This window comes from Snuella lapsa, from assembly GCF_039539345.1.
In the GTDB taxonomy this organism is placed as follows: Bacteria; Bacteroidota; Bacteroidia; order Flavobacteriales; family Flavobacteriaceae; genus Snuella; species Snuella lapsa.
The window spans coordinates 1-12,958 of the sequence record NZ_BAABCY010000036.1; the positions used below are offsets into that span (position 1 = coordinate 1).

The following is a 12,958-nucleotide window of genomic DNA, read 5'->3' on the forward strand; positions in this document are numbered from 1 at the left end:
GTCTCTGAACATTACACCCATTGAATCCAATCAACTATCTCTATGGGCGGCTTAAACAAGATTCACGTTAATATATGTTTCGGTAAATTGAATTTGTTTAGGTTTATCGTTTAACAATAAGTCCATAATTTCTACGTCCACTGTTATGCTCCAAGTCTTATTAGAGACTTTACTGCCTTTAATGGTTCCTTTTTCAACTTCATGTTTTACATGTGACACCCAGGCTCCATACTGCTGATAAAAGCATTTCGTTAAAAGAATTTCATTATTACTAAATTCAAATTCTGTTTCCCCCAACTCTACCTGAAAAGTTAATTTTTCTCCCCATTCATCATCAATAATATCATCACATTGTGCTCCTGAATGGTTATACTCAAACACCAACTTATCGCCGTTTGATACGGTATAATTGTTTCTTTCAAACTCTGCACCATAAGCCACCATTATTTCTTTTTCAGCATACCAATTTGGCACTACCGCTTCTGGATAACAATTAGATTCACCTCCTTCTTCGCACGAAAAAAAGCTTCCGAGTGCGATTAACAAAAAAAGATACTGCATCACGTTCTTTATTTCTCTTAAGATGTAAAAGACTTATTTTGGTTGCGTCAAAAAAAGCAATCACATTTTATAGATCCACGAAGCCGGATTTTCTGTTCTGGTTTCTTTAAAAATACTGAAATTTAGTGTTGTGTCCCCTGTAGACGGATTGGTAAAAACTTCGCCTATTTCTTGTTTTGTAGAAATTTTATCGCCTTTTTTCACATAAACCTTTCCTAAATTCTTATAGGCGGTAAAGTAATTTCCATGTCGGTTCATAACTATTATATTTCCATTTTTAATGGCAACAATCCTTGTTACTTCTCCGTTAAAAATAGCACGTACCTTGGCATTCCTTTCGGTTGCGATTCGAACCCCAGGACTATTAATTGATAAGGACTTATCTAGTGGATGCGGTTGCTTCCCATAACCCAACTTAACAAAGCCTTTTTCTACCGGCCAGGGTAATTTTCCTTTATTGGCTGTAAAATTGGATGCTAATATTTTCTCTTCGGCTGTTAAAGCAAACGCTGTTGAACTAGACGCCTTTCCAGCACGTTTATTGGAACTGGCAATAGCTTCTTTAATAATACGTTCTATTTGAGCATCTATCTTCTCGGCTTCGCGTTGTTTTCTCTTAATTTGGGAAGCGTACAAGGAAATGTTCTTTCTTATAGATTTCATTATAACCTCGTGCTGTTTACGCTCAGTTTCTAAAGTCCTTTGGTGCTCCCTATTATCAGCAATTAATTTCTTTTTATCTTCTTGCTGTTTTAACAAGTCGACATTAACTTGCTGTAATTCCCTTGTTTTTGCCTTAATCGCTTCTCCTTGTTGTTTTTGGTGATCGGAATACTGCTTTATATACTGTAAACGCTTATATGCCTGCTTAAAATCGTTTGAAGACAACAAAAACATAATTCTGCTTTGTTGGCTTTTGCTTTTATACGATTTAACGATCATTCCAGCATAGTCTTCCTTTAATTGTTTTAATTCATCTCGTAGGGCTGTAATTCGTTTTTGGTTAGCGTCAATTTCCCTTGTTAACAAATTAGCTTGTTGATTTGTAACTTTAATTAAATTATCTAATATGCGTATTTTATAATTAAGATTTTCAATTAATGATAATTCCGATTTCTCTTTCGACTTGTTCTCGGTTCGTAGCTCATTAATCTTCTGAATCTCTCGACGCAATTCCTGTCGGCGTGTCTCCAATGCTTTTTGCTTGTTGTTTTGAGTAAAAGCAATGGCAGAACATAGCAAGAAAGCCAACAAAAAAACAGACTTATTTATGGTAGTGGTTTTTATCATTAAAATGCTATTTCCTTATATCCAGATGGTATTTTAAACGGAAATCTAAGGTCGACATCCAATGCTGCCCCCTTATACTCCAAATTAATAATTAGCTCTTCATTCGCCTCAATAGCAATAACTTTAATATGTTGTGGTAACGTTTGTTTTTCTATCTTTTGATAAGCTAAATAATCAATCTGTAAATGTCTAAACTTTTCGGGTTGGTAAATTTGCTGTGACTTAATTTTAAAATAAGAAGGCTCTAGCAATAAAAACAGTTCAAAAACAGCACGTTGCTGTTTGGGTTCTAAAACATAGGTATTGTCATCTACCGACACTTTGTATGTCTCATCTTTTAGATGGAACAGCGCCTCTCCCAAAAGCAAATTCTGTACTTTTTCAAAATCCAATTCTGTTCCCAACAACTTGCTTAAATAACTGTAATCGCCTTCAAAATAAGTGTTATCAAGTTTATTATAAAAACTGACTTTATCAGGTGTTATCAGAGCCTTAACAACAGATATTGGTGAAGACATCAATAAAATTTTTTTGTCTTTCTCTATACGCATGTTAACGGTATATCCCTTTTCTTTATCACCATCTTTAACATCTACTTTTACCCGCACCGCCAAGGTTTTAAAATGGGGTGTTTGCCTTAAGTTTTCCTTAATTAACTGCTTAGCTGATAATTTAAGGTTTGCTTCTCCAGATCTGACCGTTCTGGTCGATTTGCAATTAAAAACCAGTAACAGCAACAGGATTGTAATGGAGCGTCTATAAGTATACATTAATTTGAAGATTCTAATTGTTTGGCTTTATCATTATAAAATTTGGCTTTGGCTTCATTATTTAACAGGCCATAGGCTTTACCTAACTGATTATAAAAATCGGCTTCCATTTTAGGACTGTCAATAATATAATCGAGTCCAATTTCTAAAACTTCTATAGCCTTTTTATGTTTTAGTAAATTATTTAAAGACACACCATTTATTAGGTAAAGAATAGGCTGCGAGGGATATTTTTCCAATGCTTTACTACTTTTCGCTTCTGCTAATGTATCTTTTTTTAAATCGACATATAACAGCAACACATTACGTAGAATATCAAAATTATCAGTATCCAACTCTAAGGCTTGCTCATAATATTCTAGTCCTTTTTCTTTATTATTATTCTGTATATAGTATTGTGCCACCTCAACAAGTGTTTTGGCGTTGTTTAAATCTCCCATTAATAGGGTCGCTTCAACCAAATCGGCTTCATATTCTGGGTGGTTCCCTACGAATTTCACAAAATCTGATAAGACCTTGAGCTTTGCTTCTGGCTTAATTTGGGTGCTCTTGATAACTATTTTCATAGAGGCTATAGCCTTTTGGGTATCGACATCATCCAGATAAAACTTGTATAAGGCCAAATGTACTAAATGTGAGTTCGGGTTTACTTTTAGCAATTCTTTTGCTGTTTCAAAAGCTTTTTCTTTATCGTTGTTCTCACTATATCTGAATATAAGGTTTAAATAATTAGATTCTTTGTCTGGATTATTCTCAACTCGAGCTTCTAAATTCTTTATTTGGTCTTTTTTGCGCCCGGTTGCCTCATATACTTGGTTACGCATCCTATCTCTCTCCATTGAAACACCAAACTCTGCATCAAGTTCATCCAAAAGCTCCAATGCATCTTTGTACTTTTTGGTCCTAACATATAAAGCGGCCAGGTCTTCTTTGTAATCGGGATGATATTTAACCAACTGTTTAACAGTTTTTATGGCTTTATCATAATCGTTTTGTTGGGCATAAAACGCATAAAGCTCATCCAAAAACCATTCGTTATCGGGCTCTTTAATTACCGCTTTCTTTAAGGCTTCTTCGGCTGCTCCAAAATTTTTTAGTTTATTATAATTTTTTCCAAGCTCGAAATATAATATTGGAACATTCTTATCTAATTCAACACATTTTAAAAGTGCCTCAATAGAGCGATCGTAATTCTCAATCCCTTTTTGCTTAAGTGCTTCAAAAAAGAGTTCTTGAAATTTATCCTCTACATTACCTAAATCGTCATCTGGCTTTTTATTAAAATCTACTTGGGCATAATGATGTGTAGGAAACAAAAAGCCTCCTAAAAGAAATAGTATTATGTATATGTTACCTTTCATAAAAACACCTTTTCGACTTCAACCTCGATATAAGTAGTACAATATGTATTCCAAAAGTTAAGCAATTTCATCTACGCTTGTAAGCTACTCCAAAACGGCATAATCACCTAGGCTAATCGCCTTAAAATTACCATCAAACGAAACATAATTCCCAATCATTGCTTCATCTAAGTTAGCATTTTTAATGACGGTATGGGTTTGTATTAAGCTGTTCTTAATAGTAGCATTTTCGATAAAACTATTATGCCCAATGGATACATAAGGGCCAATAGTTGTGTTTTTAAGTACAACATTGTCTCCTATAAAGCACGGTTCTATAACCTTAGAGTTATCCAATTTCACTGAAGGAGCAACTAATTGCTCTTCGCCATCCGCTTTTAAAAAGCCTAGCATTTTACCATTAGTTTCCACAGTTATCGCTTTATTGCCACAGTCCATCCATTCATCAACCGTACCTGTTTTAAAAATTTTCCCATCGGCCATCATACGTTTAATTCCGTCATTTATTTGGTACTCTCCACCATTCATAACGTTTTCTTCCAAAACTTCTTGTAATTTATCCTTTAAAATGCTTACATCCTTAAAGTAATAAATACCTATTACTGCTTGGTTACTAACAAAATTTTGAGGTTTCTCTACCAACTCAACAATCTCTTCATTAGCATTTAATTTTACAACGCCATAGGCCTCTGGGTTATCAACTTCTTTAGTCCAAATAACGCTATCGGCATCTGGATCTAAGTCGAAAGTCGCTCTTATTAATGTATCTGCATAAGCAATTACTGCAGGCCCAGACAATGAGGGCTTGGCACACATAATGGCATGACCGGTCCCTAAAGGTTGGTCCTGACGGTAAATTGAGGCTTTGGCTCCTAAATCTTTTGCTAAATCTTGCAAACTTGAAACGACATCATCTCCAAACCAAGCAGGGTCGCCCAGTACAAATGCAATTTCTTCTATAGGCTGATTTAAAACCTTAGCTATATCTTTTACCAAGCGGTGTACAATTGGCTGACCTGCAACCGGAATTAAAGGTTTTGGTATTGTTAAACTATGGGGTCTTAATCGTGACCCACGTCCTGCCATCGGCACTATTATTTTCATCTTACCATTACCTGCATAAGCAGGTATCTTTTAATGTTAAACTTTATTCTCTAATTTTATTCAGGTTTAAATTCCAATTAAGACTAAGATCCAACCTAGCAGGATTCATATCTTCTACCAAATCTATTTTCCTATGTTCTTTAACCCGCTCTTCAATATTATCTGTTACTCCTATATACAAAACTCCTTGTTGTTTATTTGTCATAATATAGACATACCAGAAACCCATTACTGTTTTTTTAGAGACCCCTGCCTCCGCAAGAATCATTTTGTTCCTGTGCTTCCAAATCCGCCTGCTCCACGAGATGTTTCCGATAACACTTCAACCTCATTCCATTCGGCCCTTTCGTGTTTGGCAATTACCAATTGGGCAATACGTTCACCATTTTCTACTGTAAAATTATCGTTAGAAAGGTTTACCAATATCACGCCAATTTCCCCTCTATAATCAGCATCAACTGTACCTGGAGCATTTAATACCGTTATACCTTTTTTGGCTGCAAGGCCACTACGAGGACGTACTTGAGCTTCATAACCAATAGGCAATTCAATAAACAAACCTGTTTTTACAATAGTTCTTTCTAGAGGTTTTAAACTAATAGGTTCGCTTATATTTGCTCTTAAATCCATGCCTGCTGAAGCGATGGTTTCATAGTTTGGCAATTCGTGATTGGATGTATTTATTATTTTAATTTGCATATTTCTGATTTTTAATTGACTTCCTAACCCTAATATGGCATTATAATCTTGTTAGCAGTCTTTTTAATTCATTTTTCTCTAAGACATAAATAATACCCAAAAATACTAAAAGTAAAACTGTATTTATATAATAGTTTGCATTTGTGTTAAGTGCTAAAACTGATAAAATAATGGCTAAAACCAAATAGCTTATTATACTTTTGAGATTATAGGGAACTTGGTAGTGTTTTTGTCCCAAATAATATGACAGAACCATCATGGTTCCGTAGGCCAATAATGTAGCCCATGCCGCTGCAATAAATCCTATTTTTTCAATCATAATAACATTAAAAACAATTGTGATGACTGCCCCTATAAGCGACAGATACATGCCGTAACGCGTTTTATCGGTTAACTTATACCAAATGGCCAAATTGAAATAAATGCCCAAGCACAAATTAGCCAACAGCACTATTGGCACAATGTTTATAGCCACCCAATAACTCTCATCCCTAACGATTAGGGACTTAAAAACATCCAAATAAGCAATAATAAAAACAAGCATGAAACTTCCCAATATAACAAAGTATTTCATTATAATGGCATAGGTCTCTTTTGCATTTTTTTCTTTGGCATGATTAAAAAAGAACGGTTCTGCCCCAAGTCTAAACGCCTGAATAAAAATAGTCATAAAGACCGCTATTTTATAACATCCACTGTATGCCCCATTAATATCCTTACCCAGAACAGTTGGCAGTAACCACTTATCAAAATTTTCATTAATAACATAGGCTAAACCAGCTACCATAATTGGCAAGCCATAATTTAGTAACTGTTTAAAAATGACTTTACTAAATTGTAACTTAGTTTTAAAAAAGTAGGGCGTTAACAGTAAAAAAGTAACCACACTGGCTATAAAATTAGCTATAAATATATATTTTACTAAGTCGTCCCCATCGTAATAGGAAACTTTTATACCAAACTTTGGAATAGCCCATAAAAAGAAAAAATTCAACAAGACATAAATAAAAATATTACCCAATTTTATAGCCGTGAACTTAATAGGCTTTCCTGTAGCTCTTATATATGCAAAAGGTATAACTACAATGGTATCTAAAACTAACACACCTATTAATAGGTTAAAATAGCTTTCTTTCAAATTTACCCATTGTGCCAATTCTGCACTAAATGATAACACAACCGCTAAAAAGATAATAGTTGTTACTATCAAACTAATTAAAGCCGTAGAAAATACTTTGCTTTTTTCTTCACTCTTACTGAAAAACCTAAAAAAGGCTGTTTCCATTCCATAGGTTAACAGTACATTAAAAAAAGCAGCATAAACATAAAATGTGGTATTATCAGAATAACTAGCTGTTTCCAATGTATCAGTATGTAATGGTACCAAAACAAAATTCATTAGTCTTGGCAAAACAGTTGCTAGTCCGTATATTATGGTATCCTTAAAGAAGGTCTTTAATGTACTCAAGTAGTATTTGTTTATATCGCTAAAAATACGTTTTTAGCTAACGTAAACCAAAGATAAGTTATTGCTTCTTAGTACGGGAACCTCGATATATTTGTACGTTTTTTTCGATAATGCCCTCGATTTTAAAGTAAAGCGTTTTGTTGCCATCGTTATAACTTACTATACAGGCATTATCTTGTAACTCAAAAGGTTTCTTTTTGGGACGTACTGGCGCTGTATTACCATATTCGGCATAGGGTTCATTGCTCATAATAATATCCTGCTTTTGATTCAGGGAAGTTTTAAATCGCCCTATGAATAATGATTTATCTACAAATTCCAACTTAACTTGTTCTCCTCTAAAAAAGGCGCTATCTAGTGTGATATCCTTAGGGTTCGATAGCACTGGAATATACAAATTACCTCCTTTACCGCCGCTTTTCACCCCCGATAGCCAAGGCTCATAATAAACTTCACCAAACACCATAGGAATCCTATCTTGGAGTTTCTGGGCACTTGTACAACTCAACACTACCAGTATGATTAAAGATGAAAACGATATGTTTTTTAAAGTATCCATTTCTAACAATATAAAGATATGGATTCAAAATTGATGCCATAAAAAAGCCCCACTTAAAGTGAGGCTTGATAATTTATAGTGAAAATCCCTTTTGAATATTCTTAGGGCAGCAATTTAATTATTTAAAGCTTCTGCTCCACCAACAATCTCAAGAATCTCGTTAGTAATAGCTGCTTGACGCGCTTTGTTATACGTCAGTTTTAATTGATCTCTCAATTCGGTTGCATTATCGGTAGCTTTATGCATTGCAGTCATACGAGCACCGTGCTCACTTGCGAAAGAATCTCTTATTGCCTTATACAATTGCGTTTTTAAAGATTTTGGTATTAATTGCTCAACGATTTCTACTTTAGTAGGTTCAAAAATGTAATCGAGATTAACATTTGCATTGGCCTCAACTTGTACAATTGGCAAAAACTGCTCAGTTATTACTTCTTGCGTTGCGGCATTCTTAAATTTGTTATACACAACTTCAATTTTATCGAAATCGCCTGCAACAAACTTATCCATTAACAACTGGGCTATTTCAGAGACATTATCAAAAGTCAAATCATCGAAAACCTCACTTTTATTTGCAATGACAATATCCTTCTTAGCAAAGGCATCGTTGGTTTTCTTTCCTATTGCAACTACAGATACATTTTTGCCGGCATAAACATTGTCGATTAAATAGTTTGTTTGCTTTATGATGTTCGAATTAAAAGCACCACATAAGCCTCTGTTAGAGGTAATGGGAACAATCAATACGTTCTTTACATCTCGCTGTGTTGAAAAAGTACTTCCTGAGTCTGCATCTAAAGTCGCACTTAAACTTTGTAAAAGCTCGGTTAACTTATCTGCATAAGGACGCATTGCGGTAATAGCATCTTGTGCCTTTTTCAACTTTGCAGCCGACACCATTTTCATGGCACTGGTTATCTGCATGGTTGAAGACACCGATGATATTCTGTTGCGTATTTCTTTTAGATTAGCCATAATCTCTTTTTGTCATTCCGCATTTAATGCGAAATCTATTTTAATTGAACTCCAAATTATGAGATTCCTGCTTTCGCAGGAATGACAATTATGCTTTATACTTTGCTGATAAATCCTTAGCTACTGCTACTAATGTATCGGTAACTTCGTCTGTTAACTTACCAGACTTTAAAGTATCTAAAGCATCTCTATGTTTAGCATTTAAGAACTCTATATAGTCTCTTTCAAATTCTTTAACTTTCTCTACAGGAACATCTTTTAACAAGTTCTTAGATCCAGCATAAATAATCGCAATTTGATCTTCAACTGTAAACGGATCGTTTTGAGCTTGTTTTAAGATCTCAACGTTACGTTTACCTTTCTCGATCACGTTTAAAGTTGCGGCATCCAAGTCTGAACCAAACTTAGCAAACGCTTCTAGTTCACGGAATTGTGCCTGGTCTAACTTTAACGTACCAGCTACTTTCTTCATGGATTTAATCTGCGCATTACCACCAACACGTGATACTGAAATACCTACGTTAATCGCTGGACGTACACCTGAGTTAAATAAATCGGACTCCAAGAATATCTGTCCATCGGTAATCGAAATTACGTTTGTTGGGATATATGCCGATACGTCACCAGCCTGCGTTTCAATAATTGGTAATGCTGTTAAAGAGCCTCCTCCTTTAACGATTGGTTTTAATACATCAGGAAGATCGTTCATTTCTTTTGCAATGGCATCATCGTTGATAACCTTCGCAGAACGCTCCAATAAACGAGAGTGCAAGTAGAAAACGTCTCCTGGATAGGCCTCACGTCCTGGTGGACGACGTAATAACAAGGATACCTCACGGTAAGCTACTGCCTGCTTGGATAAGTCATCATAGATAATTAAAGCTGGACGGCCAGTATCTCTAAAATACTCACCAATAGCAGCTCCTGCAAAGGGAGCATAAACTTGCATTGGTGCAGGATCTGATGCGTTTGCAGCCACAATAGTGGTATACGCTAACGCTCCTTTTTCCTCTAATGTTTTTGCAATTAAAGCAACAGTAGACGCTTTTTGTCCTATAGCTACATATATACAATATACAGGCTCACCTGCATCGTAAAATTCTTTTTGATTTAAGATGGTATCAATACAAACTGTTGTTTTACCGGTCTGACGATCACCAATCACCAACTCACGTTGTCCACGTCCAACAGGAATCATAGCATCGATAGATTTAATACCTGTTTGTAATGGCTCGGTTACGGGCTCACGGTAAATAACTCCTGGTGCTTTACGCTCTAAAGGCATTTGGAAAGTCTCACCAACAATAGCTCCTTTACCATCAATAGGATTACCAAGCGTATCTACAACACGTCCAACTATACCCTCTCCAACATTAATAGAGGCAATTTTACCTGTACGTTTTACTGTAGAACCTTCACTTACCCCAATGGAAGCACCTAATAATACGATACCAACATTATCTTCTTCAAGGTTTAGTACAATCCCTTCTAAACCACCATCGAATTCTACCAATTCTCCGTATTGCGCATTAGAAAGTCCATAAGCACGTACAATACCATCTCCAACAGTTAATACTGTCCCTACCTCGTCTAGCGAAGCTGACGCTTCAAATGCTGCAAGTTGTTGTTTTAAGATTGCTGATACTTCAGCTGGTTTTACTTCTGCCATCTTATTTTAATTTAATGTAAATTCTCTTTTTAATTTGTTAAGTTTGTTAGAAACACTCGCATCATATTGCTTGTCGCCAACTCTTAAGATGAACCCTCCTAAAATGGTTTCATCTACAATACTTTGAAGCTCAACAGTTTTATCTGTAAGCGTTTTTACTTTAGCAAGTACTTTGGCTTCTAAATCTTTAGTCAAAGGAAGGGCTGTTGTAACTTGTGCTATCTCTTTTCCATTTAGCATATCGTATAAATCACTATACTTGATTGCTATATCATTTAGAATACTTATACGCTTGTTTGTTATTAGCAAATCAAACAAACCCGTACTAATTGCGTTAAGATTAGGAAAAACAGCTAATAACACTGCCTTTTTAGCCTCAGACTTAATTACAGAATTATTAAGCATATCGCTTAATTCCTGATTTTCTGCAATAGTAGTGGCCATTAACTTCATATCGTTATTCACAGCATCAGCCTCATTTTGGCCATTGGCCAAACTTAAGACTGCTTTAGCATAACGTACTGCTGCTCTTGCTCCTGCCATTTTTTACTTAGTTTAAAGTTGTTTCAGCCAACATAGACTCTACTAAATCAACTTGCTTTCCTTTGTTAGATAATTCCTCACGAATTACTTTTTCTGCAATTTCTATAGACAGTCCAGCAACATGATTTTTAAGTTCTGCCATTGCTGACTTCTTTTCCCCTTCAATAGCTGCTTGCGCTTGCTGAATCATTTTATTGGCTTGCTCTTGTGCTTCCTCTTTAGCATCCTCTATCATTTTTGCTTTGACATCCCTAGCTTCTTTAAGCATAGCTTCACGCTCCATTCTAGCTTCTTTTAAAAGCTTCTCATTATCGGCCTGCAAGTTCTCCATATCCAACTTTGCTTTCTCTGCAGAATCCAAAGCATCTTTAATTCCTTCTTCACGTTTTTCAACTGCCTCAAGAATGGGTTTCCAAGCAAATTTTCTTAACAATAAAACTAAGCCTACAAATAATACCAATTGCCAAAAGAACAATCCAATTGAAAATTCATTAATTAACTTTTCCATGTATATCTATGTTATAATCTTAACTAATCTTTTTTAAACAACAGCTACAACCAACCGTTATAGCTGTTGCTAGTGTTACTAAGCTGCGAATAAAGCAGCAAATCCAATACCTTCAATAAGTGCAGCTGCAATAAGCATAGCTGTTTGGATTTTTCCAGAAGCTTCTGGTTGACGGGCAATAGCCTCCATAGCTTGTCCACCAATTCTACCAATACCTAAACCGGCACCGATAACAATTAATCCTGCTCCTACGATACTTGGAATTTCCATAAAATATATATTAAAAATTAAACATTCAACTTTTAAATTAATGATCGTGGTGCTCTTCTACAGCCGACCCAAAATACAATGCCGATAACATTGTAAAAATATATGCCTGTAATGCTGCCACTAAAAGCTCTAGTAATGATAAGGCAAATGCCAAACCAAATGACAACGAACTTCCTAGCCAATTTTTAAAGATAAACATCAAACCGATAATGCTCATCAACACTATATGGCCTGCCGTAATATTAGCATACAAACGTATTAACAGCGAAAATGGCTTAATAAAAATCCCAAATAATTCAATTGGGGCTAACACTATTTTCATAGGCCATGGCACACCCGGCATCCAAAATATATGTCCCCAATAATTTTTATTTGCTGTAAAGTTTGTAATAAAGAACGTTAATAAGGCCAAGGCCAATGTTACAGCTATATTATTTGTTACGTTAACGCCAAGTGGTGTTAAACCTAATAAGTTAATAATCCAAATGAAGAAAAATATGGTAAGCAAGAAGCTCATGTAACGCTTATAATGCTTTTTCCCAATATTAGGGATTGCAATATCATCACGAATATAAAGCACTATTGGTTCTAATAAACGTCCCATTCCTTTTGGTAACGCTCCTTTACGGTAGGACTTAGCCATAGAGCTAAACATGTACAGCATTAATAACCCAACCAAAATGATTGTAAACACATTTTTAGTTATTGACAAATCCAAAGGCTTCGCATTGGTTGGATGATGGTGATCATCGTAAGTTATTGTACCAGAAGCATCCGTTTTATAAATTTTACCATGGTAAGATTTATAATAATTCCCCTCTACCTCAGCAACTGTTTCTCCATGGTGGAACTTTGACGATGAAAATACTTTTAAACCGTTATCCAACAGAATAACTGGCAATGGAAAACCAACATAAACATGTTCTCCATTTTCTTTTGTATAGGATGTTAAGCTAAAATCGTAAGAATCCTTTAAATGGTGTTGAATGTACTCCTTAATTTCTGTTTTTATATCGCCCTTTGGTTCCCCTTCAGAGTGCCCTTCTTTAGCGAAAGAAGTGAATGTTATTAAAAACAGTAGTAGTGTTATTGGTTTTAAAGATATTTTTCTACGCATATCACTTTAAATAATAGTGGCTTAAAAATCGCTGCAAAGGTAGGTTTTTATCTCAAAAACAAAA

At 35.2% G+C, this 12,958-nt stretch carries 15 protein-coding genes; all 15 read right to left on the reverse strand.

All coding sequences use genetic code 11. The annotated features are described in order from the left end of the window. Positions 1–51: 51 nt before the first annotated feature. On the reverse strand, positions 52–561 hold the full coding sequence (locus ABD792_RS07670) for a hypothetical protein (protein WP_345005290.1): 510 nt from the start codon (positions 559–561) through the stop codon (positions 52–54). 60 nt (positions 562–621) lie between these two features. Then, entirely contained in the window at positions 622–1,851 is a 1,230-nt protein-coding gene (locus tag ABD792_RS07675; protein WP_345005291.1) for a murein hydrolase activator EnvC family protein, read from the reverse strand. Further along, on the reverse strand, positions 1,851–2,621 hold the full coding sequence (gene lolB1, locus ABD792_RS07680; RefSeq protein WP_345005292.1) for a lipoprotein insertase outer membrane protein LolB1: 771 nt from the start codon (positions 2,619–2,621) through the stop codon (positions 1,851–1,853). The genes ABD792_RS07675 and lolB1 overlap by 1 nt, the downstream gene beginning before the upstream one ends. Further along, on the reverse strand, positions 2,621–3,982 hold the full coding sequence (locus ABD792_RS07685) for a tetratricopeptide repeat protein (RefSeq protein ID WP_345005293.1): 1,362 nt from the start codon (positions 3,980–3,982) through the stop codon (positions 2,621–2,623). The genes lolB1 and ABD792_RS07685 overlap by 1 nt, the downstream gene beginning before the upstream one ends. Before the next feature lie 84 nt (positions 3,983–4,066). Further along, the gene (locus ABD792_RS07690; protein WP_345005294.1) at positions 4,067–5,086 is read right to left on the reverse strand and encodes a sugar nucleotidyltransferase; all 1,020 of its coding nucleotides are present in this window, start codon (positions 5,084–5,086) and stop codon (positions 4,067–4,069) included. Between the two features lie 43 nt (positions 5,087–5,129). Next, on the reverse strand, positions 5,130–5,315 hold the full coding sequence (locus ABD792_RS07695) for a GIY-YIG nuclease family protein (protein WP_425568126.1): 186 nt from the start codon (positions 5,313–5,315) through the stop codon (positions 5,130–5,132). Positions 5,316–5,350: 35 nt separating this feature from the next. Next, positions 5,351–5,785 carry a dUTP diphosphatase gene (gene dut, locus ABD792_RS07700; RefSeq protein WP_345005296.1) on the reverse strand — a complete coding sequence of 145 codons (435 nt, stop codon included), beginning with the start codon at positions 5,783–5,785 and terminating at the stop codon, positions 5,351–5,353. A 40-nt stretch (positions 5,786–5,825) separates the two neighbouring features. Further along, positions 5,826–7,253 (reverse strand): oligosaccharide flippase family protein, encoded by a 1,428-nt coding sequence (locus ABD792_RS07705; RefSeq protein WP_345005297.1) that lies wholly within the window; start codon positions 7,251–7,253, stop codon positions 5,826–5,828. A gap of 58 nt (positions 7,254–7,311) precedes the next feature. Beyond that, positions 7,312–7,812 carry a hypothetical protein gene (locus ABD792_RS07710; RefSeq protein ID WP_345005298.1) on the reverse strand — a complete coding sequence of 167 codons (501 nt, stop codon included), beginning with the start codon at positions 7,810–7,812 and terminating at the stop codon, positions 7,312–7,314. A 114-nt stretch (positions 7,813–7,926) separates the two neighbouring features. Continuing rightward, the gene (gene atpG / locus ABD792_RS07715) at positions 7,927–8,787 is read right to left on the reverse strand and encodes an ATP synthase F1 subunit gamma (RefSeq protein WP_345005299.1); all 861 of its coding nucleotides are present in this window, start codon (positions 8,785–8,787) and stop codon (positions 7,927–7,929) included. An 88-nt stretch (positions 8,788–8,875) separates the two neighbouring features. Next, positions 8,876–10,456: a F0F1 ATP synthase subunit alpha gene (gene atpA, locus ABD792_RS07720; RefSeq protein ID WP_345005300.1), complete on the reverse strand. Its 1,581-nt coding sequence runs from the start codon at positions 10,454–10,456 to the stop codon at positions 8,876–8,878. Between the two features lie 6 nt (positions 10,457–10,462). Continuing rightward, a complete protein-coding gene (gene atpH, locus ABD792_RS07725; RefSeq protein WP_345005301.1) occupies positions 10,463–10,999 on the reverse strand; it encodes an ATP synthase F1 subunit delta in 537 nt (178 codons plus the stop codon). A gap of 7 nt (positions 11,000–11,006) precedes the next feature. Further along, positions 11,007–11,507 (reverse strand): F0F1 ATP synthase subunit B, encoded by a 501-nt coding sequence (locus ABD792_RS07730; protein WP_345005302.1) that lies wholly within the window; start codon positions 11,505–11,507, stop codon positions 11,007–11,009. A gap of 78 nt (positions 11,508–11,585) precedes the next feature. After that, on the reverse strand, positions 11,586–11,777 hold the full coding sequence (gene atpE / locus ABD792_RS07735; protein WP_199114950.1) for an ATP synthase F0 subunit C: 192 nt from the start codon (positions 11,775–11,777) through the stop codon (positions 11,586–11,588). A gap of 37 nt (positions 11,778–11,814) precedes the next feature. After that, positions 11,815–12,894: a F0F1 ATP synthase subunit A gene (atpB, locus tag ABD792_RS07740; protein ID WP_345005303.1), complete on the reverse strand. Its 1,080-nt coding sequence runs from the start codon at positions 12,892–12,894 to the stop codon at positions 11,815–11,817. Positions 12,895–12,958: the final 64 nt, after the last annotated feature.